The sequence below is a fragment of the Streptomyces sp. NBC_01454 genome (assembly GCF_036227565.1).
Lineage (GTDB): Bacteria > Actinomycetota > Actinomycetes > Streptomycetales > Streptomycetaceae > Streptomyces.
In genome coordinates this window covers 3,337,189-3,360,493 of the sequence record NZ_CP109460.1, presented here as the reverse complement: position 1 = coordinate 3,360,493, position 23,305 = coordinate 3,337,189, and the positions used below count along the sequence as shown (strand labels likewise).

Sequence of the window (23,305 nt, the reverse complement as noted above, 5' to 3'; positions counted from 1 at the left end):
AGTTTTTCCGGGTCCGGCCTTCCGGCCTGGCCGGCCGGCCCCGTTTGTGTGTTCTGGCTCAGGGGCTTCGTCGGTCGGCATCGTGGCGGCCGGTGGCTGCGTCGCAGGTCGGAGTGCGTTGTCAGTGGGGTGGTTCACGATGGATCGTGCAGGTGGCGAGAGTCGTGGGCCGGCACGGACGGCGCGGCGGGACGGAAGGCGGTGACCGCGTGGCAGGGCGCGACAAGGGGACGGTGCGGGCGGTGCGGGCGGTGCGGCGCCCGGCGGTGCGGTTGCCGGAGCTGACCGCGTATGACGGCGGGGAGCTGGAGGCGGAGGGGGATTACGACGGGCTGGAGTTCGCGGACGCCGACTGGGGCGGGCAGTCGGGGCGCGGTGCCCGGTTCATGGACTGCGCGGTCAGGAGGTGCACGCTCGACGAGACGGGGCTGGGCCGGGCGCGGATCATCGACAGCGTGCTGAGCGGGGTGCGCGGAGTGGGCACGGATCTGTCCCAGGCCTCGCTGCGCGATGTGGAGGTGTCGGACCCCCGGCTGGGCGGGACGCAGCTGCACGGTGCGGTGCTGGAACGGGTGGTGGTGCGCGGCGGGAAGATCGACTTCCCGAATCTGCGCATGGCCAAGCTGAGGGATGTCGCCTTCGAGGGGTGTGTGCTGATCGAGGCGGACTTCGCGGGGGCGCAGCTGGAGCGGGTGACGTTCGACGACTGCACCCTGGCGCGGGTGGACTTCTCCGAGGCGCGGATGAAGGACGTCGATCTCCGGGGTGCGGCCGCGGTGGACATCGCGCGGGGGATCGACCGTCTGTCGGGCGCGGTGATCAGCGCTGCCCAACTGCTCGATCTCGCCCCGGCGTTCGCCGCGCAGATAGGAGTACGGGTGGAGTGAGGTGGGCGGAGTGACGGGGGAGGGGGCCGGGTCCGGAGCGCGGGGTGGTGGTCAGACGCGCGGGAATCGGGCCTGGAGGTCCCAGATGGCGGGGTTGTCGCCGAGGCCGTCGTGCATATCGGTGAGGTCGGCGATCAGGTCGTGCAGGAAGTCGCGGGCCTCGCGGCGCAGCGCGGAGTGGTTGAAGGTGAGCGGGGCCTCGTCGGCCGTCATCCAGTCGGCGTCGACGTCCACCCACCCGAAGCGGCGCTCGAAGAAGATCCGGTCGGCGGATTCGGTGAAGTCCAGCTCGGCGTGGACCGGACGGGCGGAGCGGTTGCCGCGGGGGTCGGTGTCGAGCTGTTCGACGATGTCGCACAGCGCCCAGGCGAAGTCGAGGACCGGCACCCAGCCCCAGGCCGTGGACAGCTCCCGGTCCGTCTTCGTGTCGGCGATGTAGACGTCGCCGCAGAAGAGGTCATGGCGCAGTGTGCGCACATCCGCGGTCCGGTAGTCCGTCTGCGGCGGGTCCGGAAAGCGGCGGGAGAGGGAGTAGCCGACGTCGATCACGTGCTGATGGTGTCACGCCGGTGTGGCGGGCGACCGGCCGCGTCGGCTGTCGCGGTCGCCCGCCACAGCCGCTGACGGGGGGGTGCCGCGATTGATCATCGTGGCTGCTGGCTGCTGGCTGCTGGCTGCTGGCCACTGGCCCGTGTTGTCGCGGTTCGCCCCCCCCGCACACGCGCGCCGCGGTCCTACACCCCCGTCAGCACCCGCGGCCCCTCCTCCGTCACCGCCACCGTGTGTTCGAAGTGGGCGGCGCGGGAGGCATCCGTGGTGCGCAGGGTCCAGCCGTCGTCGGCTGCGTAGTAGGTGTCCTTGCCGCCGGCGAGGAACATCGGCTCGATGGCGAGGGCCAGGCCGGGGCGGAGGACGAGGCCGCGGCCCGGGCGGCCCTCGTTGGGGACCCCGGGGTCCTCGTGCATGCGGCGGCCGATGCCGTGTCCGCCGAAGTCCTCGGGGATGCCGTAGCCGGCGGCGCGTCCGATGGTGCCGATCGCATGGGCGATATCGCCGATCCGGGCGCCGACGACGGCTGCCGCGATGCCCGCCTCCAGGGCCTGCCGGGTGGTGTCCATGAGCCGCTGGTCCTCGGGGGCGGCGGTGCCGACCGTGAAGCTGAGGGCCGCGTCACCGGCCCAGCCGTCCAGGAGGGCGCCGCAGTCGATGCTCACCAGGTCACCGTCGCGCAGCCGGGAGCCGTCCGGGATGCCGTGCACGATCGCGTCATTGACGGAGACGCAGAGGACGCCGGGGAACGGGGTGGGGGCGAAGGACGGGCGGTAGCCGAGGAACGGTGAGTCGGCGCCGGCCTCGTGCAGGACCGTTCGGGCGACCTCGTCGAGGTCCAGCAGCCGTACGCCCGGGGCGGCCGCCGCGCGCACCGCTGCCAGTGCGTCGGCCACCACCCGGCCGGCCGCCCGCATCGCGTCGAGTTGGGCATCCGTCTTGAGCTCCACCATGCGTACAACCTCCCGAGAACGCCGGCCGTGCTCCGCGGCAGGCGTTATTACTTTACCGGTATTTCTTTACCGGTATTAGTATCACGGGCATGGTGCGGACTCCACTGACTCCTTGGGAACGTGAACGCGGTGAGCGGCTCGGTGCGCTGCTGCGTGCGGCGCGCGGCGCGCGCAGCATGGTCGACGTCGCGGCGGCGGCGGGACTGTCCGCCGAGACGCTGCGGAAGATCGAGACCGGGCGGGCGCCGACACCGGCGTTCTTCACGGTTGCCGCGCTGGCCGGGACGCTGGGGCTGTCCCTGGACGAGGTAGCGACGCTGGCCGCCCCGTCCCGGGAGGCCGTGGAGGACGCGGTCGCCTGACGGGGCGGCGCGCAGCCGCCCGGCCGCCGTCCCCGGGAACGCGCCGAGGGCCGGCTCCCCCAAGGGGAACCGGCCCTCCGTAGCGCGCAGCGCGCCGGAAATCAGGCGGACGGCTCAGACGTTGACGCCGAAGTCCTGCGCGATGCCGACGAGGCCCGAGGCGTAACCCTGGCCCACGGCGCGGAACTTCCACTCGGCGCCGTTGCGGTAGAGCTCGCCGAAGACCATGGCGGTCTCGGTGGCGGCGTCCTCGCTGAGGTCGTAGCGGGCGATCTCGGCGCCGCCGGCCTGGTTGATGATGCGGATGAAGGCGTTGCGCACCTGGCCGAAGTTCTGGCTGCGGTTCTCGGCGTCGTAGATGGAGACCGGGAAGACGATCTTGTCGATGTCGGCCGGCAGCGCCGCGAGGTTGATGTTGATCTGCTCGTCGTCGCCCTCGCCCTGGCCGGTGACGTTGTCACCGGTGTGCACGATCGACTGGTCCGGCGTGGCCTTGTTGTTGAAGAAGACGAAGTGCTGGTCCGAGTAGACCTTGCCGCTGCCGTTGACCGCGATGGCGCTCGCGTCGAGGTCGAAGTCCGTGCCGGTGGTGGTGCGGACGTCCCAGCCGAGGCCGACCGTGACGGCGGTCAGGCCCGGTGCCTCCTTGGTGAGGGAGACGTTGCCGCCCTTGGACAGGCTTACAGCCATGGGATGTCCCTTTCCTTGTCGACTCGTCGAAGCGTCGGGCTCCGTACTGCGCACGAAGCTACCGTCACCCACCACAACGCCATCAGGGGACCAGGAGGTTCCAGGTGTCTTTACTTTCTTTGCCGAACCCTGCGGGCGAATGTGGCGCGATGGACCGGGAAAAGCGGGTGACGGGTTCCGTGGCGCGCGGGATCATAGGACTCATGTCCGGGCCCTATGTCATCCGCGGTTCGGTCGCCCTTCCGGAGGCCGAGCTCGTATGGCGTTTCTCGCGGTCCTCCGGTCCGGGCGGCCAGCACGTCAACACCAGCGACAGCCAGGTCGAGCTGCGCTTCGACCTCGACAAGACGCAGGCGCTGCCGCCGGTGTGGAAGGAGCGCGCCCTGGAGCGGCTGGCGGGCCGGCTCGTCGACGGCGTGCTGTCCGTACGTGCCTCCGAGCACCGCTCCCAATGGCGTAACCGCGAGACCGCCGCCGTCCGGCTGGCCGCGGTGCTCGCCGAGGCCACCGCGCCGCCGCCCAAGCCGCGCCGTAAGTCACGGATCCCGCGGGGCATCAACGAGCGGCGGCTGCGCGAGAAGAAGCAGCGCGGCGACACCAAGCGCGGCCGCTCGGGCCGCGACTGGACCTGACCGTCCGGCCCCGTCCCGCCCGCGGCCACCCGCCCCTGGCCCCCTCACCCCAACTACCGGTACTTCCCCCGGAAGTACGTCAGCGGCCCGTCGTCCTCGTTCGAGACCGAGCTGGTCAGGACGCGGGCGATGACGAGGGTGTGGTCGCCGGCCACGATCCGCTGTTCGGTGCGGCATTCCAGGGTCGCCAGCGCGCCCTCGACGAGCGGAGCGCCGGACGCTTCGCCCCGTATGAAGGGGATGTCGTTGAAGAGGAGTCTGTCGCTGATGCGGCCCTTCATCGCGAATCGCCCCGCAATCTGCCGCTGATGCCCCGACAGCACCGAAACGGCCCACGACGGCTGCAGCTCCAGCAGGTCGTCCATCCGTGAATCGTTGCGAACGCTCACCATCACGAGGGGCGGGTCGAGGGAGACGGACAGGAAGGCGGTGGCGGTCATGCCGACGTCCTCGCCCTGCGGTCCGTCGTCCGGATCATGGGCGGTGATCAGCACCACGCCGGCGGCGAGGCGGGACAGGGCAGCGCGGAACTCGTCGTCACTCACCCCAACAGAATGCGGGATCGGAGCGTCGCCCGGCACGGAGGCGAGGGCGACGGTCGGGGCGGAAGGGGTGGCGGGCCCGGCGGCCGTCGAATCGGCTGGGGTTTTCGTGAACACGCCATAAACGCTAACTTCGGCGCGCCCCGGCGCGCATCGGACCCCCGGACCACTCGCGTCCTAGGTCTGACGACGGAATCCCGGAACGCTCGGAATTTGCGTTCAGGAAGTGTAGAAAGGGTGAAGGCGCGCTCCCGTTGCGGCTTATATGGAAGATCGCCAACCGTCCCTCACGGTCTGTGACTTGAGTCACAGCAGGCGCTAATTGTTGACCCTGTGTACCGAGTGAACAGCTCACTGTGATTCAGTGAGCGTGGAATCGGACGACAAAGAATCGTGGAGTTTGCTGTCGAGGTCTCGGGGAGAGCGAACGATGGAGACCGAGTCGGAGCCATACGTCCGCCTTGCGACCCTGCGGCAGCTTCATCAAGTGGTCGCGGAGCTGAATACCGCACGTAGCCTTGCGGACACCCTGCAGACGGTCGCCGACGGCGCGATCACCGGGCTCGGCTTCGAGCTGGCCGCGGTCAATCTCGTCCGCCCCGACGGCGATCTCGTCGTCGCCGCGGTCGCCGGCAGTGCGGGGGCCGAGGCACTGATGGCCGGGCGGGTCGGCTCCCGGGCGGCCTGGGACCGCCGGCTGTCGATGGGCGAGCGCTGGGGCGACCTCATCTTCATCCCGCACACCGAGGGCTGGGTGCTCGATGACGACGACGTGCCCCAGTGGCACACGGCCGGACCCGCGCCCCGCTTCCCCGACGAGTGGCACTCCATGGACCGCCTCTTCGCGCCCATGTACACCGCGGCCAACGGCGGCGGTGAGCTGCTCGGGGTGATCTCCGTGGACCGGCCGCGCAATGGCCGGCGGCCCGGTCCCTGGGGGCAGGAAGCCCTGCAGATGTACGCCTTCCAGTCCGCGATCGCGATCAGCAACGCCAGGCTGCGGGCGAACATGCAGCGCGCCCTGGTCCGGCTGGAGCGCGAGCAGCAGGCGCTGCGGGCCAGCGAGGAGAGCTTCCGGCAGGCGTTCGAGTACGCGCCGAGCGGGATGGCCGTCGCCGAAATGGGCGGTGACCAGCACGGACGGCTGCTGCGCACCAATGACGCGCTGTGCCGGCTGCTGGGCCGCCCGGCTTCCGGGATGCGCCGCTACTCCTTCTCCGACCTCGTCCACCCCGAGGACATCGGCACCCTGCTGCGCACCTCCGCCGAGGGTGGCCGTGCCGAGCTGCGGCTGGCCCGCCGGGACGGCACCTATGTGTGGGTCTCGCTGCGCAACTCCGTCGTCGCCGACACCGCTGATGGCCCCCGGTTCCTGCTCACCCACGTCGAGGACATCGAGGAGCGCAAGCGGCACGAGCTGCAGCTCGCCCACCGCGCCAGCCACGATTCGCTGACCGGGCTGCCCAACAGCGCCGAGCTGCGGGCCCGCCTCGGCGCCCGGCTGTGCTCGCTGCCGCCGGGCTCGATGGCGGACGCCTATGCCTCCTCGGGCGGCCTCGGCATCGATCCGCACGGTTTCCGGGCGGACGGCAAGGAGCCGTTCGAGGGCATCGACGGCTTCGAGGGCAACACTCCGGCACCGTTCGACCATCATGTGCATCTCGTCGCCCCCGCGGACGGGCCGGCCGACGACGGGTCCAAGGGGCTCGCGGTCCTCTTCTGCGACCTCGACGGCTTCAAGTCGATCAACGACCGCTTCGGGCACAACACCGGCGACGCCGTGCTGATAGAGGTCGCCCGGCGGCTGACCAGCGGCGTCCGGGACGGCGACACGGTCGCCCGGCTCGGCGGCGACGAGTTCGTGGTGCTCGCCGACGGCCTCGGCACGGCCGACGCCCAGGACCTCGCGGTGCGGCTGCGCAACGCGATCATCCCGCCGATCAGGGTGGAGGGCCGGGCGGTGCGGGTGGGCGCCAGCTTCGGCATCGGCTGGGCGAGCTGCGGGATGACGGCCGAGGAAGTGCTGGAGTCGGCCGACCAGCGGATGTACGTCGAAAAGCGCTCCCGCTCGAAGGCGAACCGGCGGGCCGCGGGCTGAGCGGCGGCCTCCACCGGGCCCGCAGCGAGCCGCCGGCGCCCGATGCTGCGTATCTCACACCCGCCGCGCTCCGGCCCCCGCACCAGCAGTTCACCGTTCCGTAGCGATCTTGTGGCCCTCCGGGCTCGGTGTGCGGGCGTGTCGACGGGGTAGGCTGCGCCGATGCGGCGCGGCGCCGCCGGGGGCCCGAAAGACAGTTCGCGCAGAAGATGCCTGCGAACGCGTTGAGACGCGTGACAGACGCGCACAGATCGCTTGGGAGTGACACGGAATGACGGCCGGCAACAACGGCGCGGACACGCCGGAGAACGACGACCCGTTCGCCTATCTCTACCGCTCGGAAGGCGGCGAGGGCGGCGCACCGGGCTCGGCGGGCGCCGGTGCGGGGACGCGCCAGCCGGGAATTCCGCGGACGTCCTACAATCAGGTGCGCGCGGTCGGCCAGCGCCAGTACGGCCAGCAGCCCCAGCAGCCGACGACGTACGGGCAGCAGAACGCCCACTACGCCGCGCCGGAGACGCTGCCCGGCGGCGACCGCACGCGCAGCGTCCCGGCCCACGACGGCCCCGAGCCGCGCCGCAACCGCAACGGCCTGCTGATAGGCGCCGTCGCGGTGGTTGCGGTGGTCTGCATAGGCATCGGCGTCGCGATGCTCACCAACGGCAAGGACTCGAAGGGCAGCGAGGCCGGCAAGTCGGGCCCGACGGCCGGCGACTCCGTCAAGCCCGGCGGCAAGAAGCCCGGTAAGACCAAGCCGGGTGAGCTGCCCAAGGAGGACGCGGGCGCCATGCGGCTGGACGGCGGTGCCAGCACCGCGAAGGACGTCCCGGGCGCCCGCTCGGCCAACGGGACGTATGTGGCGGGTATGAACACCCCCGGTGCCGCGGCAACCTGGACAGTGAACGTCGAGAAGGCCGGCAAGTACAAGCTCTGGGTCGGCTACGGGGTACCCGGCAAGGATGCCAACCTCACGATGGCCGTGAACGACAAGCCCGACAGCCGGCCCGTGAACATGGAGAACTTCGCCCACGCCCCGGAGGGCGCCTGGGACAAGGGCTGGACCAAGACCTGGTCCTATGTGCAGCTCAATCAGGGCGCCAACACCATCAAGCTGTCCTGCGAGAGCGGCAACCAGTGCGATGTGAACCTCGACAAGCTCTGGCTGGCCAGGAGTTGAGGGACCACCGGCGCCGCCGGTGACAGCCGCCCCCGTGGCGCTCGGCGAGGCAGGCGCGTCGGCCGCGTGGGCGAGCGATCTGCCCAGGAGCGGGGACACACCCCCTTCGTTCGCACGACGTCCCTGTGAGCCGGGCAATCGCATGCCCTGATGGGTGGAGATCCGATCCGCGCCGGTCGCCGCCAGGGGGCGCGATCCGCCTCGCTGGCGGCTTCTGGGTAAAGGCCGACAAACCGACGTGCAGAGGTTGACGAGCTGGAGGCTCGTCAGGCTAGATGCGGCCGCCCTCCACGCAGGCAGCGGCGACCCACCCCGACCTGTTGCCCCACGTCACCTTGAGCCAGTCGTTGTCCGACGGCCCCCCGCGCCAGCAGGTGTAGGAACCGCCGTTGTTGTTCCTCACGCAGGGGGTGTGGGTGCAAGCAACCGTTGCCCCAGGGTCGTTGATGGTCTTCAGCTTGGCCGAGGACGTGTTGGCATTGGCTCGGATGGTGAAGGAATGGCCGTCCTTTGCCCAAACGCCGGCTTGCTCCGCGGCAACGGCGCCCGCCGTCGTCGCGGTGGCGCCCATGGCCGCCACGATCCCGAGAGTGGCCACTCCCGTCGCCGCGATGCGTACGAGCTTTCTCGTGGTCCTCACCTTTGCCTCCAAGAGATAATGATCAAGGTAAAGGCAACGTAACCAGCGAAAATGTGGCATCACAAGTGACATATTGGCCAGCGCAGTTGAAGGGAAGCCACTTCAAGCGCTTCGCCCCTCCGGAGAGGGCGCTGCCACCTCCACCGTCCGCAGCAGCTCCTCGTACGTAGCCGCGTCGAACTCGCCCGCCGCCGGGGCGCGTACGGTCGCGGCGGACAGGGCCACCGCGCGGGTCAGCCGTTCCGGCCAGGACAGGTCCTCCACCAGTCCCGACAGCAGACCGGCCACCGCCGAGTCGCCGGCGCCGGTCGGGTTGCCGGCGATGCGGCCGGGCGGGGTGGCCTGCCAGGCGCCGCCGGCGGTGACGGCGAGCATGCCGGCCGGGCCGAGTGAGGCGGCCACCGCGTGGGCGCCGCGGCGGCGGGCGTCACGGGCGGCGCGCAGCGGTTCGGTGCTGCCGGTCAGGGCGGCGAGTTCCTCGGCGTTGGGCTTGGCGAGGTCGGGGCGGGCGGCCAGGCCCCGGCGCAGCGGTTCGCCGCTGGTGTCCAGCAGGACCGGGACGCCGACGCTGCGCGCGGCCCGGGTGAGCCGGGCGTAGACGTCCACCGGGACGCCCGGCGGCAGGCTGCCGCACAGTGCCACCGCCCGTGCCTCGCCCAGCAGTTCGCGGTAGGTGGCGAGGAAGGTGTCCCATTCGGCGGGGGTGACGACCGGGCCCGGCTCGTTGAGCTGGGTGGTGTCCCCGGTGGCCGTGTCGGCGACCGCGACGGTGCGTCGGGTGGCGCCGCCGACGGGGACCAGGGCGTCGGTGACCTCGGTCTCCGCGAGCAGTGCGCGCAGCGCCTCGCCGGTGCCGCCGCCCGCGAAGCCGGTGGCGACCGTGCGGTGGCCGAGCGCGGCCAGTACCCGGGCGACGTTCAGGCCCTTGCCGCCGGGGCGTTCGGACACCTCGGTGATCCGGTGCGTGGTGTGCGGGCGGAGCCGGGGAACGCGGTAGGTGATGTCCAGGGCGGCGTTCAGCGTGACCGTGAGGATCATGGTCGCCCCTCCGGGCAGTCATGGCCGGGCGGCCGGGCGTCGGGCGACCGCGCGCGGCGGTGCATACGGACAAGTGCGCGAGCGATCATGCCATCGCCGGTGGCCGTTGGCCCAGACCCGGTCCGGCCGACCTGCTCCGGGGCGGCCCCGAGCGGCCGGACACCCGGATGTCCCGTCGCCCGGAGGCCCTGTGGTCACCGGGCGGGGGACGCCGGCCGCGCCCGCCGTGCCGGCTACGGGACCGCACCCGAGGAACACCGGCCCCGCCGTCACCCCTTCTGCGGGTGCACCAGCCACTCGCCCCGGCGCATGACCCCCACCACGGCGTAGGCCGCGTCCAGCACCACCAGGTCGGCGTCCTTGCCGTCGCTCAGGGAGCCGGTGCGGCCGTCGATGCCCAGGAGGCGGGCGGGGGTGGCCGAAAGTGCCTGTACGGCCTGGTCGACCGTCAGGCCGTCGACGGTGACGGCGCGCCGGAAGGCGCGGTCCAGGGTGAGGGTGGAGCCGGCGATCGAACCGGCCGTGGGCCCCTCGCTGATGCGCGCGACGCCGTCCTTGACCTCGACCCGCATCGGGCCCAGCGGATACATCCCGTCGTTCATCCCGGCCGCGCCCATGGCGTCGGTGATGAACGCGACCCGCCCGTCGCCCGCCTGCCGGACCGCCAACTGGAGGATCGAGGGGTGCAGATGGGTGCCGTCGTTGATCAGCTCGACGGTGATCCGCTCGTCCTCCAGGAGCGCGGCGACCGGGCCGGGCGTGCGGTGGCCCAGCGTGGGCATCGCGTTGAAGAGATGGGTGGCGACGGTGGCGCCCGCCTCGATGGCCCGGCGGGTGGCGTCGTAGGTGGAGTCGGTGTGGCCGACGGCGGCGATCACCCCGGCGTCGGCCAGTAGGCGGACGGAGTCCAGGCCGCCGGGGAGTTCGGGGGCGACGGTCATCATGGACGCGGTGCCGCGCGCGGCGTCGAGGAGCCGGCGGACCTCGGCCGGGTCCGGATCGCGCAGCAGCTCCGGCTGGTGGGCGCCGCAGCGGTGCGGGGAGATGAACGGGCCCTCGAAGTGGATACCGGCCAACTCGCCCTGCTGGACCAGCTCGGCGAGCACCGCGGCCTGCCGGGCGAGATCGGTCAGTTCGCCGGTGACGGTGGAGGCGACCATCGAGGTGGTGCCGTGCCGGCGGTGGGTGGCGATCGCCGTCAGGCACTCCTCGGGGTCGGCCGACGAGAAGGAGCCGCCGCCTCCGCCGTGGACGTGCATGTCCACGAAGCCGGGGACGATGAGATGGCCCGACAGGTCCATGGTGTCGGCGGCGGCTGCGGCCGGCGCCAGGGACCCGCCTCGGCCGAGGTCGGCGTCCCGGCTGTGGACAGCGGCGATCCGGCCGCCCTCGACGGCGATCCGGCCGCGCTCGACGATGCCGGACGGCCGGGCGATACGGGCGCCGGCCAGGACGGTGCGCCCGGGGCCCGAGGGCCGCGGCACGGACTGTTGCTGAGCCATCAGGCGGTTACCTCCGTGGAGAGAAGATCCCGGGCGAGAAGCCCTGCGCCCAGGCACCCGGCGGCGTCCCCCAGGGCCGCCGGAACGATCGAGGGGAGCCGCTGGAACGTCAGGCGCCGGCGGACGGCTTCCCGCAGCGGGGTGAACAGCGTGTCGCCGGCCTCGGCGAGCCCGCCGCCGATGATCAGCGTCTGCGGGTCGAGCAGGGTGAGCGCGGTGACCAGACCGTCGGCGAGGGCGTCGACGGCGCGGTGCCACACGGCGCGGGCCCGCTCGTCGCCGGACGCCACGGCCTTGGCCGCGTCCGCCGCACCGGCCAGCGGATCCCCGCAGGCGGCCGCCCAGTCCCGGCCCACCGCCGCGGCCGAGGCCACCGTCTCCAGGCAGCCGCGCTGACCGCAGCCGCACTCCAGCCCGCCGGGCCGTACGACGATGTGGCCGATCTCGCCCGCGCCGCCGTGCGCGCCGGCCTCGATCCGTCCGCCGATGCCGATGGCGCCGGCGATCCCCGTGCCCAGCGGGACGAACAGGAACCGGTCGGCGTCCCGCCCGGCCCCGATGCGGCCCTCGGCCAGCCCGCCGGTGCGGACGTCATGGCCCAGGGCGACCGGCACCCCGCCGAGCCGCTCGGACAGCAGCGCCCGCAGCGGGACGTCCCGCCAGCCGAGGTTGGAGGCGTAGACGGCCTGGCCGGCCCGTTCGTCGACGATGCCGGGCACCGCGACGCCGGCGGCCGCGGCGGGGACGCCGTAGCGGGCCGCGCCGAGAGCGCGGAGCTCGGCGGCGAAACCGAGGATGGTCTCGACGACCGCGTCCGGGCCGCGGTCGCGGCCGGTGGGGCGCCGTGCCTCGTGGAGCAGCAGGGGCGCACCGGCGGAGGCCTCCCCGCAGGTCGCGGTGTCCACCCCGACGAGGGCGGCCTTCATTCCGGTGCCGCCCACATCAAGGGCGATGACGTGTCTCACGGGAACAGTTTCGCGCGATCCGGCATGAAAGGTCTAGTCCACTCGCCGGACGGATCGCGCCCGGTGAGCCGCCCGGAAGCCGGGTCGGAAGGGGAACGAGGGGGGTGGTGTAGACCTCCGGAAGGGCTCGGGGGAGACTCGTACTTCATGCCGCGCGAGGGGAGACCCCGCGGCGACGGGCCGCGGCCCGGCAAGCGCGGAAACACAGAACAAAAGGCGGAACAGCAGTGCAGCGGCGGTACTTGGGCCTGACGGCAGCGGCAATCGCCACCACCATGACGGTGACTCTCACCGGCTGCGGCAGCGGCTCCGGCGGCGACGTCACGCTCCAGCTGGTCGCCGCGGACTACGGCAGCGGCAAGTCCAACGGCTCCCGGCACTACTGGGACGAACTCGCCCGCGGCTTCGAGAAGAAGCACCCCGGCATCAAGGTCGATGTGCACGTCTACAGCTGGACGGACGTCGACAAGAAGGTCGCGGACATGGTCGACTCCGGCCACGCCCCGGACCTCGCACAGATCGGCGCGTACGCCGACTACGCCGCCAAGGGCAAGCTCTACAGCGCCGACCAGCTGCTCTCCATCCCCACCCAGGCCAACTTCACCCCCTCCCTCGAGGAGGCCGGTGAATACAAGCGCGTCCAGTACGGCCTGCCCTTCGGCGCCAGCACCCGGCGGCTCTTCTACAACAAGAAGCTGTTCGCCCAGGCCGGCATCAGCGGCCCGCCGCAGAACTGGGACGACATCGCCCACGACGCCCAGCTGCTGAAGGCACACGGCGTCAAGATGCCGTTCGCGCTGCCGCTCGGCCCGGAGGAGACCCAGGCCGAGACCCTGATGTGGATGCTCAGCGGGGGCGGTGGCTACACCGACAGCATCGGCAAGTACACGATCGATTCGCCGGAGAACGTCCGGACCTTCACCTGGCTCAAGGACAACCTCGTCGGCAAGGGCCTGACCGGCACCGACCCCGCCAAGCTCAACCGCGGGACGGCGTTCCAGGCCTTCGCGGACGGCGACGTCGGCATGCTCAACGGCCACCCCACCCTGATGAAGCAGGCCGAGGCCAAGGGCATCGACTACGGCACCGTCGAACTGCCCGGCGCCAAGGGCAAGGCCAAGGCCACCATGGGTGTCGCCGACTGGATGATGGCGTTCAAGCAGAACGGCCACCGCGCGCAGGCCGGCAAGTTCCTGGACTACGTCTACAGCGACAAGAACGTCGAGAAGTTCTCCGGCGAATACGGCCTGCTGCCCGTCACCACCTCCGCCTCCCAGGCGATGCAGGAGGACGACAAGTTCGCCAAGATGCACGGCTTCCTCGAGCAGCTCGCCACCGCCGAGTTCTACCCGGCCGACAAGACCTCGTGGCCGCTGATCTCCAAGACCGTCAAGGCCAAGATGGGCGCCGCGGTCCATCCGAACGGCAACCCGTCCGGGGTCCTCACCGACATCCAGAACACCGCGGACGCGGCCGACAACTCCGGCGAATGACCAGGGGCGGACAGGGGCGCCGACGGCTCTCCGCCGCGGCGGAGAGCCGGGCGCTGTCGGACGGTGCGCTTATCGTGGAAGCGTGATGACGGGCGCCACGGCGGAGACGGGCGGCCCGGGCGACGAGCAGGGGCTCGGCGCGCCCGGGCCCGCCGAGGGCACCCCTGGGCTCACCGCCCGGGACGAAGCGGTGCTCGCCGTGGAGCGCCGCTCCTGGCCGGGCCCCGGCCCGAAGGAGCGCGCCATCCGCGAACGGCTCGGCATCTCCCCGACCCGCTACTACCAGCTCCTCAACGCCCTGCTGGACGACCCCCGGGCGCTCGCCCACGACCCCGTCACGGTCAACCGCCTGCGCCGGATACGCGACGCCCGCCGCGCCCGCCGCTGACGGCGCCGCCCGGCCCGCCCCCACGGCCTCCGCAGCTCCGGCCGAGCCGCCCCCGGCCGCCCGCCGCCCGCCGGTAGGGTCGGCGCATGGGCAGCCCCCCGAACGCCGCGCCGCACTCCCAGCCGGACCCCGACCCCGGACCCGTGCCGAGGCCGCACACCCCCGCCGGCCGCGACGGCCTCGCCGCGCTGCTGGCCCACCCGGAACGCGCCGTGATCGCCCTCGACTTCGACGGCACCCTCGCCGAGATCGTCCCCGACCCGGAGCAGGCCCGGGCCCATGAGGGCGCCGTCGCGGCCCTGGGCCGCCTGGTGCCCCGGCTGCGCGCGGCCGCGGTGATCACCGGCCGCCCGGCCGCCGTCGCGGTCCGCCTCGGCGGCTTCGCGGACGTCCCCGGCCTGGACCACCTCACCGTCCTCGGCCACTACGGCGCCGAGCGCTGGGAGGCGGCCACCGGCACCCTCCACGCCCCGCCGCCACACCCCGGCGTCGCCGCCCTGGAGGCCGAACTCCCCGGCGTCCTGGACTCCTCCGGCGTCTGGCACGGCACCTGGGTCGAGACCGCCGTCGAGCGCAAGGGCGGCCGCGCCCTCGCCGTCCACACCCGCCGCGCCCCCGACCCCCAGGACGCCTTCGACCGGCTGCGCGCCCCGCTCACCGCCCTCGCCGCACGCCACGGCCTGATCGTCGAGCCCGGCCGGCTGGTCCTGGAACTCCGCCCGCCGGGCATGGACAAGGGCGTCGCGCTCGCCGACTGGGTCCGCGAGACCGGCGCCGGCACCGTCCTCTACGCCGGCGACGACCTCGGCGACCTCGCCGCGTTCGGCGCCGTCGAGCAGCTCCGCTCCGACGGGCCCGCCGGCATCCTGGTGTGCAGCGGCAGCGCCGAGGTCGCCGAACTGGCCGACCGGGCGGACCTGGTGGTCGACGGCCCGGCCGGAGTCGTCGGCCTGCTCGGCGCCCTCGCGGACCGGCTGGACGAGAGCGGGGCGGGCACGCCGTAGGGGCGGGCGCCCGCCGTCGGGGGGCACCCCGCAGCGCCGGACACTCCTAGCCGCGGGCGCCGGTCACCGCCCGCCGCCCTGCCGGAAGCGCTCGCCCACCGTCCCCTGGTCCGTCTCCCACCAGGGGCGCGTCAGCTCCGGCTGCGATACGGCCGGAGTCTGCGGTACGACCGGCGCCTGCGCTCCGTCCGACCGCCCGGGGCGCGCGCCGGGATCCGCCGCGGCCGCCCCGCCCACCACCGTGAGCTCGCGGTCCAGCCGGGCGTCCAGCGCCGCCGTCCGCCCGCGCTCGGACCGTACCCACTCCGCGAACACCGCGATGAGGAACGGCAGTCCGACCAGCTCGGCGATGGTCAGCATCAGCCCGCCGCCGATCATCTGGTCCTGCTGCGGACTCGGATCCCAGGGCTGGTGCCGGGACGCGTACCAGCCGCCCGCGATCAGGGTGCCACTGGTCATCACGACGATGCCGGGCACCGCGTCCACCAGCCCGTCGAGCAGCACCAGCAGCGCCCGCACCGGGTGGCTGCACCAGGCGGGCAGCAGCTCCTCGCGGGTGAGCATCGGCAGCACGAAGAGGCTGCCCGTGACCAGCAGTTGCAGATACATGATCTCGTGCAGCGGGCCGTGCCGCAGCGCCGTCGGGAAGTACGGCGTGAAGTAGATCGCCAGCTCGGACGACAGCACCAGCACCGTGCTGACCAGGGGGAACGTCAGCAGCCGCAGCAGGCGTCCGGAGAGCGCCGCCCGCAGCCGCCGGGCGGCCGGCCGCTGGTCCGGCAGCGCGCGCAGCGCCAGCGCCAGCGGGTCGCCGAGCGCCAGTCCCAACGGGGCGATCAGATCGAGCACGATGTTCTGCACCGCGGCCGTCCAGAACAGCTCGTGGTCGTAGACCGCCAGCCCGGACATCGTCGCCACCACGATCGCGCCCAGCCCGATCCCCGTGAACGCCGCGATCCGGGCGAGCGGCCACCGCTCACCGCGCCGCGCGAGCCGCACCACACCCCACGCGTAGAGGCCGCCCAGCACGAGCACCAGCACCAGCGCGTACGGATCCAGCTGCCAGCTGTCGGCCAGCCGCCCCGCGGTGGCCCGGGGCAAAGCGGCCGAAAGGGTTGTCACTGTCACGGGCCACCACGCTAGACCCGCCCCGGCACGCGCCGCGGGCGGGGGCACCCGGACGGCGCGGGCCCCGGACGGCGCGTCCGAAGCCGCAGCTCAGCCGCCCAGTGCCCGCAGCTGGTCCAGGAACCACCGGGCGGGCGGCAGCGCGGTGGCCGCCGTGGCCAGCCGCTCGGTGCGCGCCGCCCGCTCGCCGTCGTCCATCGACAGCGCCTCGTGCAGCGCCTCGGCGGTCCCCATGACGTCGTAGGGATTGACGGTCAGCGCATGCTCACCGAGCTCCTCGTGCGCGCCCGCCTCCCGTGACAGCACCAGCGCACAGCCGGCGTCCGACACCACCGGGACCTCCTTGGCGACCAGGTTCATCCCGTCCCTGATCGGGTTGACGAGCGCCACGTCCGCGAGCCGGTAGGCGGCCAGCGAGCGGGCGAAATCGTCCTTGACGTGCAGCACGACGGGCTGCCAGCCGGCCGTCCCGTACTCGGCGTTGATCTCCCCGGCCACCCGCTCGACCTCCGCGGTGTAGTCGCGGTAGACGGCGAGATCCTGACGCGAGGGGTAGGCGAAGGCGAGGTGCACGACCCGCTCGCGCCACTCGGGGTGGTCGGCGAGCAGCTGCCGGTAGGCGAGCAGCCCCCGCACGATGTTCTTGGAGAGTTCGGTGCGGTCCACGCGGACGATCGTCTTGCGGTCCGGCCCGCCGATCTGGGCGCGCAGCGCCGTCATCCGCTCCTCGACATCGGGGCGGTGCGCACGCTCGCGCAGGAACGCGGCGTCGGCGCCGAGCCCGTGCACGCCGATCCAGGTCGTGTGCGCCTTGCGCTCCGGGACGAGCGCGACGATGCCGGGCGACCCGTCCTCCGGCCGCACCCGCTCGCACTGCCCGCTGAGCCCCGTCGCGGCGCAGGCCAGGAAGTTCTCGGCCCACCGCCGGGTGAGGAAGTTCGCCCGGTCCGCGCCGAGAATCCCCAGCGCCAGCTGCCGCTGGATGTCGTCGGGCAGCATCGCGAAGTACTCGGCGGGGGCCCACGGCGTGTGGGAGAAGTGCGCGATCCGCAGATCGGGGCGGCGCTCACGGAGCATGCCGGGGACCAGCGCCAGGTGGTAATCCTGGACGAGCACGGCCGCGCCGTCGGCCGCACTCTCGGCCAGCGCGTCGGCGAAGGCCGCGTTGTACGTCTCGTACGCCGCCCACTGCGCCCGGAACTCCGCGTCGAAGACCGGTTCCAGCGGTGTCTGGTAGAGCATGTGGTGCACGAACCACAGCACGGAGTTCGCGACGCCGTTGTAGGCGGCGGCATGCACCTCGGCCGGAATGTCCAGCATCCGGACACGCTGTCCACCCGTGTCGCCCGGCTCCAGCACACCACCCGTCCGCCGCACGGCCTCGCGGTCACCGTCCCCGAGCGCGGCACACACCCACACCGCGCCCGTCTCGGGCCCGATGGCCGACAGCCCGGACACCAGCCCGCCACCGCCCCGCTTGGCGGTGAGCGTCCCGTCCTCCCCCAGGCTGTAGGAGACCGGCCCGCGATTGGACGCGACCAGAACCTCGGCACCTGCTTGCACCGCACTGCGCTCGGACACCATGTCGCGACAAGTAACCCGCCGCAGAACCACGCAAACGTACGGAAGCGGCCAAGGGCGTGACCCCTCACGCCGCCCGGCGGGCCGTGTACTCCGGGATGTCGGTCATCGGGGGGCGTTCCTCGGTGTCCACGTCCGTGGTGCGGGGGACGAAGCCGTGCTCGCCGCGGTCGAACTGGGTGAGGCGGGGGCGTACCAAGTGGCCGCGGGTCAGGCGCAGTTGGGCGGTGCGGTAGATCGCGGCGGCCATCCGGCCCAGGGCCTGGCCGTCCTGGTGGCGGTGTTTGCGGACGCCCACGTCGACCTGGGCCAGGGCGTCGAGGCCGACGGTGTGCAGGGCGTCGACGAGCAGGCCGAGCTCGACGCCGTAGCCGACGGGGAAGGGGAGGCGTTCCAGCAGGGAGCGGCGGGCCGCGTACTCGCCGCCCAGGGGCTGGACGAAGCCGGCCAGCTGGGGCCAGTGGAGGTTGAGGAGCGGGCGGGCGACCAGTTCGGTGACCCGGCCGCCCTGGCCCGTGCCGGTGCGGTGGGGGCCGGTCTCCAGCGGCCGGTCGTACATCGCCTTGACGAACTGGATGTCCGGGTCGGTCAGCAGCGGTCCGACGATCCCGGAGACGAAGGTGGCGGAGAATTCGCGCAGGTCGGCGTCGATGAAGCAGATGATGTCGCCGGTGGTGGCCAGGAGGGAGCGCCACAGCACCTCGCCCTTGCCGGGGAGGGCGGGCAGTCGCGGCAGGACGCTGTCGCGGTGCACCACCCGGGCGCCGGCCGCCGCCGCGACCTCGGCGGTGCGGTCGGTGGAGCCGGAGTCCAGCACCACCAGCTCGTCGACCAGCGGCAGCGCGTCGGTCATCAGCGCGCCACGGATGGTCGTCACGATCGCGCCGACCGTGGCCTCCTCGTCGAGCGCGGGCAGCACGACACTGACCGTCCGGCCCGTCTGGCGCTTGGCCTCCAGCAGCTGCCCCAGCGGGCGATCCGCGGCGGACCAGGAACGGGCGCCCAGCCAGCGCTCCACCTCTTCCAGCACGTCTACGACTCCTCGGTCGCCGCCGGAGGGCGGCCTGTGTGATCCATCTCGCGGTTCGGACGACTATCTCAACAGTCAGTGCCGTCGGTTACAGTCTTGAACAACGCGGATGACCGTCGCATGTCGGGGTCCGCGCCACAAACGCCTGGGTTTCGGCCCAGCGCCATACCGCTCATCCAGAGGGGCAGAGGGATACGGCCCGTTGAAGCCCCGGCAACCCTCCAGCCGGTCTTGCCGCAAGGACGCTCGATTTCGTCCCGCGCGCGAGGCTCCCGGCTTGGGAAGGTGCCAAATCCGTCTCGTGGCGAGATTCGCCGCGAGGAAGATGAGGAGAAAGGGCCTCGCCTCCATGGCTGTGCAAGTCACCGAAAACACCCCCACCGTCGCTCTGGGCCCCGCCGCGGCATTGTCCTGCCGCGAGTGCGGACAGCGTTTCGCGCTCGGCCCGATCTTCGCGTGCCAGGAATGTTTCGGGCCGCTCGAAGTCGCCTACGACCTGCCGAGCGGCGACCCCGAGGGCCTGCGGAAGCAGATCGAGGCCGGGCCGGACAACATCTGGCGCTACGCCCCGCTGCTGCCCGTCCCCTCCGACGTGGCCGACAAGCCCAACCTCAACCCCGGCTTCACCAAGCTCGTGAAGGCCGACCGGCTCGCCGCCGAGCTGGGCGTCACCGGCGGGCTGTACGTCAAGGACGACTCCGGCAACCCGACGCACTCCTTCAAGGACCGCGTCGTGGCGATCGCCGTCGAGGCCGCCCGTGCCTTCGGCTTCACCACCCTGTCCTGCTCCTCCACCGGCAACCTCGCCGGTGCGGTCGGTGCCGCGGCGCGCCGCGCCGGTTTCGAGTCCTGCGTCTTCATCCCGCACGACCTTGAGGCCGGCAAGGTCGTCATGGCCGCGGTCTACGGCGGCGACCTGGTCGGCATCGAGGGCAACTACGACGACGTCAACCGCTTCTGCTCGGAGCTCATCGGCGACCCGCTGGGCGAGGGCTGGGGCTTCGTCAACGTCAATCTGCGTCCGTACTACGGAGAGGGTTCCAAGACCCTCGCGTACGAGATCTGCGAGCAGCTCGGCTGGCGGCTCCCGGACCAGATCGTCATCCCGATCGCGTCCGGCTCGCAGCTGACGAAGATCGACAAGGGGCTCAAGGAGCTGATCGCCCTCGGCCTGGTCGAGGACAAGCCCTACAAGATCTTCGGCGCACAGGCGGAGGGCTGCTCGCCGGTGTCCACGGCCTTCAAGGCCGGGCACGACGTGGTGCGCCCGCAGAAGCCGAAGACCATCGCCAAGTCGCTGGCGATCGGCAACCCGGCGGACGGTCCGTATGTGCTCGACATCGCCCGGCGTACGGGCGGCGCGGTCGACGACGTCAACGACGAGCAGGTCGTCGACGCGATCAAGCTGCTGGCCCGTACGGAGGGGATCTTCGCGGAGACCGCGGGCGGCGTGACCGTCGGCGTGACCAAGAAGTTGATCGAGGAGGGTCTGCTCGACCCGTCCCTGACCACCGTCGTCCTCAACACCGGTGACGGCCTCAAGACCCTGGACGCGGTCGCGCCGACGTCCGGTCCCACGGCCACGATCCGCCCGGACCTGGAAGCGTTCCGCGCGGCAGGCCTGGCCGGCTGAGGCCGCCGGCCCGTCCCCGGACGGGCACCGCGCCCCAGCCACGCACTCGTACACCGCACCACCGGAAGGCAGAACCATGAGCGTCAAGGTCCGCATCCCCACCATCCTCCGCACCTACACCGACGGCCAGGCCGAGGTCCCCGCCGAGGGCGCGACCCTCTCCGAGGTGATCACGGACCTGGAGCGGAACCACCAGGGCATCGCGGCCCGTGTGCTGGACGACGCCGGCAAGCTGCGCCGCTTCGTGAACGTCTACGTCAACGACGACGACGTGCGCTTCGAGCAGGGCCTGGAGACGCCGACCCCGGACGGCGCGGGCATCTCGATCATTCCCGCGGTCGCCGGCGGCTGCTGATTTGCGCCAACTCTTCCCCTGCTTGACCGGAATTGCCCCGTCCGCCAGAAAGCGGACGGGGCAATTCCATGTTGTGAAAGGGGATACCATTGGGGTGATCCCCTTCCGGATATCACCGTGCGCGTGCCGAACGCATATGAGACAGCGATCAGTTGTGCTCAAAGTGTGAGCAGCATTTGTCGCTTATGTGTGCTACGCCCGGCCCGACTTGCCCCGAAGAACTGGGATTTCACCTTAAATTGCCGATTCTCCGGCCCCAGAATTCTCGTCCGATTGACCTGTTGCTCTGGGCATCTGTGCAGATACATTCAGCGGCGGTCGACGCGTTCCGGCGCACACCCCACGGGCCTTTCGCGGGGTGAGGTCTGACCCGGGTCCGCGAAGTGCGGTCCTGCGCAAGGGCCAGTAATAGGGGAGTTAGGCATGGCTCAGGGCACCGTCAAGTGGTTCAACGCGGAGAAGGGGTACGGCTTCATCGCGGTCGACGGTGGTGCGGATGTTTTCGTCCACTACAGCGCGATCCAGATGGACGGCTACCGCACCCTTGAGGAGGGCCAGCGGGTCGAGTTCGAGATCTCGCAGGGCCAGAAGGGGCCGCAGGCGGACATGGTCCGGGTGGCCGGCTGAGGCGCCGACCGACTGCTGCGCGAAGAAGGCCCGTGCCCTTTGGGGGTACGGGCCTTCTGCTGTCCGCCCCGAAGGGGGCACCCCTTGATGGGCGCTTGCACTCGCACCCCTCGAGTGCTAATCATTGGCGTTAGCACTCTCCGAGTGAGAGTGACAACGAAGGACCGGGTCGGTGAGGCCCGCAGGCCGGGTGGGGCAGGGAACCGCCAGGGTTTGCAGGCCGTCCGTCGCGGGCGCCAGCGCGGTCCGGAGCAATCCTTCCCCACGCTCTCAACTGCGTTCGAGCAGGGGAGACCCCATTAGTCCGGGAGGACCACTTCACATGGCCAAGATCATCGCGTTCGACGAGGAGGCGCGGCGCGGGCTCGAGCGCGGGATGAACCAGCTCGCCGACGCCGTCAAGGTCACCCTCGGCCCCAAGGGCCGCAACGTCGTCCTCGAGAAGAAGTGGGGCGCCCCCACGATCACCAACGATGGTGTATCCATCGCCAAGGAGATCGAGCTCGAGGACCCGTACGAGAAGATCGGTGCCGAGCTGGTCAAGGAGGTCGCGAAGAAGACGGACGACGTCGCCGGTGACGGCACGACGACCGCGACCGTCCTGGCCCAGGCCCTGGTCCGCGAGGGCCTGCGCAACGTCGCCGCCGGCGCCAACCCGATGGCCCTCAAGCGCGGTATCGAGAAGGCCGTCGAGGCCGTCTCCGCCGCCCTGCTCGAGCAGGCCAAGGACGTGGAGACCAAGGAGCAGATCGCTTCGACCGCCTCCATCTCCGCCGCCGACACCCAGATCGGCGAGCTGATCGCCGAGGCCATGGACAAGGTCGGCAAGGAAGGCGTCATCACCGTCGAGGAGTCCCAGACCTTCGGTCTGGAGCTGGAACTCACCGAGGGTATGCGCTTCGACAAGGGCTACATCTCGGCGTACTTCGCGACCGACATGGAGCGCATGGAAGCCGCGCTCGACGACCCGTACATCCTGATCGTCAACTCCAAGATCAGCAGCGTGAAGGACCTGCTGCCGCTCCTGGAGAAGGTCATGCAGTCCGGCAAGCCGCTGCTGATCATCGCCGAGGACGTCGAGGGCGAGGCCCTGTCGACCCTGGTCGTCAACAAGATCCGTGGCACCTTCAAGTCCGTCGCCGTCAAGGCCCCGGGCTTCGGTGACCGCCGCAAGGCCATGCTCGGCGACATCGCCATCCTCACCGGTGGCACCGTCATCTCCGAGGAGGTCGGCCTCAAGCTGGAGAACGCCGGTCTCGAACTGCTCGGCCGCGCCCGCAAGGTCGTCATCACCAAGGACGAGACCACCATCGTCGACGGTGCCGGTGACAGCGAGCAGGTCCAGGGCCGCGTCAACCAGATCCGTGCCGAGATCGAGAACAGCGACTCGGACTACGACCGCGAGAAGCTCCAGGAGCGTCTGGCGAAGCTGGCCGGCGGCGTGGCCGTCATCAAGGCCGGTGCCGCCACCGAGGTTGAGCTCAAGGAGCGCAAGCACCGCATCGAGGACGCCGTTCGCAACGCGAAGGCGGCCGTCGAGGAGGGCATCGTCGCCGGCGGTGGCGTCGCCCTGCTCCAGGCTTCCTCGGTCTTCGAGAAGCTGGACCTCGAGGGTGACGAGGCCACCGGCGCCAACGCCGTGAAGCTCGCGCTGGAGGCCCCGCTCAAGCAGATCTCCGTCAACGGCGGCCTCGAGGGCGGCGTTGTGGTGGAGAAGGTGCGCAACCTGGCCGTCGGTCACGGTCTGAACGCCGCGACCGGTGAGTACGTCGACATGATCGCCGAAGGCATCATCGACCCCGCCAAGGTCACCCGCTCCGCGCTGCAGAACGCCGCTTCCATCGCGGCGCTGTTCCTCACCACCGAGGCCGTCATCGCCGACAAGCCGGAGAAGGCCGCCGCGGCGGGCGCTCCGGGCGGCATGCCGGGCGGTGACATGGACTTCTGATCCTCGCGGATCAGACGCTGGTCCTCCCGGACCACACGTCCAGACGTACGTCGGGGCGGCACCCTCCTCCCAGGGGGTGCCGC

General features: G+C 71.6%; 23 protein-coding genes and 1 riboswitch. Of the genes, 12 read left to right on the top strand and 11 right to left on the bottom strand.

The features are described from left to right. The first annotated feature begins 242 nt into the window (after window positions 1–242). Complete coding sequence (locus OIU81_RS14615) at window positions 243–887, top strand: pentapeptide repeat-containing protein (protein ID WP_329155155.1); 645 nt, start codon at window positions 243–245, stop codon at window positions 885–887. 51 nt (window positions 888–938) lie between these two features. Here OIU81_RS14615 and OIU81_RS14610 read toward each other — a convergent pair whose 3' ends face one another. Together OIU81_RS14610 and map are read right to left on the bottom strand one after the other, a co-directional pair. Then, window positions 939–1,436 carry a hypothetical protein gene (locus OIU81_RS14610; RefSeq protein WP_329147809.1) on the bottom strand — a complete coding sequence of 166 codons (498 nt, stop codon included), beginning with the start codon at window positions 1,434–1,436 and terminating at the stop codon, window positions 939–941. A 185-nt stretch (window positions 1,437–1,621) separates the two neighbouring features. Then, window positions 1,622–2,389 (bottom strand): type I methionyl aminopeptidase, encoded by a 768-nt coding sequence (gene map / locus OIU81_RS14605; protein WP_329147808.1) that lies wholly within the window; start codon window positions 2,387–2,389, stop codon window positions 1,622–1,624. A gap of 89 nt (window positions 2,390–2,478) precedes the next feature. On the opposite strand from map, the gene OIU81_RS14600 reads away from it, so the two are divergent. Continuing rightward, window positions 2,479–2,751, top strand: a complete 273-nt coding sequence (locus OIU81_RS14600; protein ID WP_329147806.1) for a helix-turn-helix domain-containing protein — start codon at window positions 2,479–2,481, stop codon at window positions 2,749–2,751. Window positions 2,752–2,865: 114 nt separating this feature from the next. Here the strand turns inward: OIU81_RS14600 and OIU81_RS14595 are convergent, their stop codons facing one another. Continuing rightward, complete coding sequence (locus tag OIU81_RS14595) at window positions 2,866–3,441, bottom strand: TerD family protein (protein ID WP_329147804.1); 576 nt, start codon at window positions 3,439–3,441, stop codon at window positions 2,866–2,868. A 203-nt stretch (window positions 3,442–3,644) separates the two neighbouring features. Here OIU81_RS14595 and arfB point away from each other — a divergent pair, with 203 nt between their 5' ends. Beyond that, complete coding sequence (gene arfB / locus OIU81_RS14590) at window positions 3,645–4,073, top strand: alternative ribosome rescue aminoacyl-tRNA hydrolase ArfB (RefSeq protein ID WP_329147802.1); 429 nt, start codon at window positions 3,645–3,647, stop codon at window positions 4,071–4,073. 53 nt (window positions 4,074–4,126) lie between these two features. On the opposite strand, the gene OIU81_RS14585 is transcribed toward arfB, so the two are convergent. Next, window positions 4,127–4,618, bottom strand: coding sequence for a flavin reductase family protein (locus OIU81_RS14585; protein ID WP_329147799.1), 492 nt, complete (start codon window positions 4,616–4,618; stop codon window positions 4,127–4,129). A 427-nt stretch (window positions 4,619–5,045) separates the two neighbouring features. Between OIU81_RS14585 and cdgB the strand changes: the two genes are divergently transcribed. Continuing rightward, window positions 5,046–6,713 (top strand): diguanylate cyclase CdgB, encoded by a 1,668-nt coding sequence (gene cdgB / locus OIU81_RS14580; RefSeq protein WP_329147797.1) that lies wholly within the window; start codon window positions 5,046–5,048, stop codon window positions 6,711–6,713. Window positions 6,714–6,984: 271 nt separating this feature from the next. Beyond that, window positions 6,985–7,890 (top strand): carbohydrate-binding protein, encoded by a 906-nt coding sequence (locus tag OIU81_RS14575; protein WP_329147795.1) that lies wholly within the window; start codon window positions 6,985–6,987, stop codon window positions 7,888–7,890. Between the two features lie 271 nt (window positions 7,891–8,161). On the opposite strand, the gene OIU81_RS14570 is transcribed toward OIU81_RS14575, so the two are convergent. The 4 genes from OIU81_RS14570 to OIU81_RS14555 all read right to left on the bottom strand — a co-directional run bounded on the left by OIU81_RS14570 (window position 8,162) and on the right by OIU81_RS14555 (window position 12,035). After that, the gene (locus tag OIU81_RS14570; protein ID WP_329147793.1) at window positions 8,162–8,530 is read right to left on the bottom strand and encodes a hypothetical protein; all 369 of its coding nucleotides are present in this window, start codon (window positions 8,528–8,530) and stop codon (window positions 8,162–8,164) included. Window positions 8,531–8,632: 102 nt separating this feature from the next. Next, a complete protein-coding gene (locus OIU81_RS14565) occupies window positions 8,633–9,568 on the bottom strand; it encodes a 1-phosphofructokinase family hexose kinase (protein ID WP_329147791.1) in 936 nt (311 codons plus the stop codon). A 269-nt stretch (window positions 9,569–9,837) separates the two neighbouring features. Continuing rightward, the gene (gene nagA / locus OIU81_RS14560; RefSeq protein ID WP_329147789.1) at window positions 9,838–11,070 is read right to left on the bottom strand and encodes an N-acetylglucosamine-6-phosphate deacetylase; all 1,233 of its coding nucleotides are present in this window, start codon (window positions 11,068–11,070) and stop codon (window positions 9,838–9,840) included. Beyond that, window positions 11,070–12,035: an ROK family protein gene (locus tag OIU81_RS14555; protein WP_329147787.1), complete on the bottom strand. Its 966-nt coding sequence runs from the start codon at window positions 12,033–12,035 to the stop codon at window positions 11,070–11,072. Before OIU81_RS14555 ends, nagA begins: the two co-directional genes overlap by 1 nt. A gap of 227 nt (window positions 12,036–12,262) precedes the next feature. On the opposite strand from OIU81_RS14555, the gene OIU81_RS14550 reads away from it, so the two are divergent. The 3 genes from OIU81_RS14550 (at window position 12,263) to otsB (ending at window position 14,920) form a co-directional block, all read left to right on the top strand. Further along, window positions 12,263–13,528, top strand: coding sequence for an extracellular solute-binding protein (locus tag OIU81_RS14550; RefSeq protein WP_443073991.1), 1,266 nt, complete (start codon window positions 12,263–12,265; stop codon window positions 13,526–13,528). An 85-nt stretch (window positions 13,529–13,613) separates the two neighbouring features. Further along, window positions 13,614–13,916, top strand: coding sequence for a DUF3263 domain-containing protein (locus tag OIU81_RS14545; RefSeq protein ID WP_329147783.1), 303 nt, complete (start codon window positions 13,614–13,616; stop codon window positions 13,914–13,916). A gap of 86 nt (window positions 13,917–14,002) precedes the next feature. Then, window positions 14,003–14,920 carry a trehalose-phosphatase gene (gene otsB / locus OIU81_RS14540; protein WP_329147781.1) on the top strand — a complete coding sequence of 306 codons (918 nt, stop codon included), beginning with the start codon at window positions 14,003–14,005 and terminating at the stop codon, window positions 14,918–14,920. 63 nt (window positions 14,921–14,983) lie between these two features. Here otsB and OIU81_RS14535 read toward each other — a convergent pair whose 3' ends face one another. The 3 genes from OIU81_RS14535 to OIU81_RS14525 form a co-directional block, all read right to left on the bottom strand. Then, window positions 14,984–16,042 (bottom strand): cytochrome c oxidase assembly protein, encoded by a 1,059-nt coding sequence (locus tag OIU81_RS14535; RefSeq protein WP_329155154.1) that lies wholly within the window; start codon window positions 16,040–16,042, stop codon window positions 14,984–14,986. A 96-nt stretch (window positions 16,043–16,138) separates the two neighbouring features. After that, a complete protein-coding gene (locus tag OIU81_RS14530) occupies window positions 16,139–17,632 on the bottom strand; it encodes an alpha,alpha-trehalose-phosphate synthase (UDP-forming) (protein WP_329147779.1) in 1,494 nt (497 codons plus the stop codon). Window positions 17,633–17,696: 64 nt separating this feature from the next. Next, window positions 17,697–18,659, bottom strand: a complete 963-nt coding sequence (locus OIU81_RS14525; protein WP_329147778.1) for a glucosyl-3-phosphoglycerate synthase — start codon at window positions 18,657–18,659, stop codon at window positions 17,697–17,699. Between the two features lie 169 nt (window positions 18,660–18,828). Then, window positions 18,829–18,991: riboswitch (SAM riboswitch) on the top strand. Window positions 18,992–19,008: 17 nt separating this feature from the next. On the opposite strand from OIU81_RS14525, the gene thrC reads away from it, so the two are divergent. From thrC to groL, 4 genes are all read left to right on the top strand, one after another. Next, a complete protein-coding gene (gene thrC, locus OIU81_RS14520; RefSeq protein ID WP_329147777.1) occupies window positions 19,009–20,292 on the top strand; it encodes a threonine synthase in 1,284 nt (427 codons plus the stop codon). A 76-nt stretch (window positions 20,293–20,368) separates the two neighbouring features. Further along, window positions 20,369–20,647, top strand: coding sequence for a MoaD/ThiS family protein (locus OIU81_RS14515; protein WP_329147775.1), 279 nt, complete (start codon window positions 20,369–20,371; stop codon window positions 20,645–20,647). A gap of 423 nt (window positions 20,648–21,070) precedes the next feature. Next, window positions 21,071–21,274 carry a cold-shock protein gene (locus OIU81_RS14510; protein WP_003986833.1) on the top strand — a complete coding sequence of 68 codons (204 nt, stop codon included), beginning with the start codon at window positions 21,071–21,073 and terminating at the stop codon, window positions 21,272–21,274. A gap of 322 nt (window positions 21,275–21,596) precedes the next feature. Next, the gene (groL, locus tag OIU81_RS14505; protein ID WP_329147773.1) at window positions 21,597–23,222 is read left to right on the top strand and encodes a chaperonin GroEL; all 1,626 of its coding nucleotides are present in this window, start codon (window positions 21,597–21,599) and stop codon (window positions 23,220–23,222) included. The last annotated feature ends 83 nt before the right edge of the window (window positions 23,223–23,305 follow it).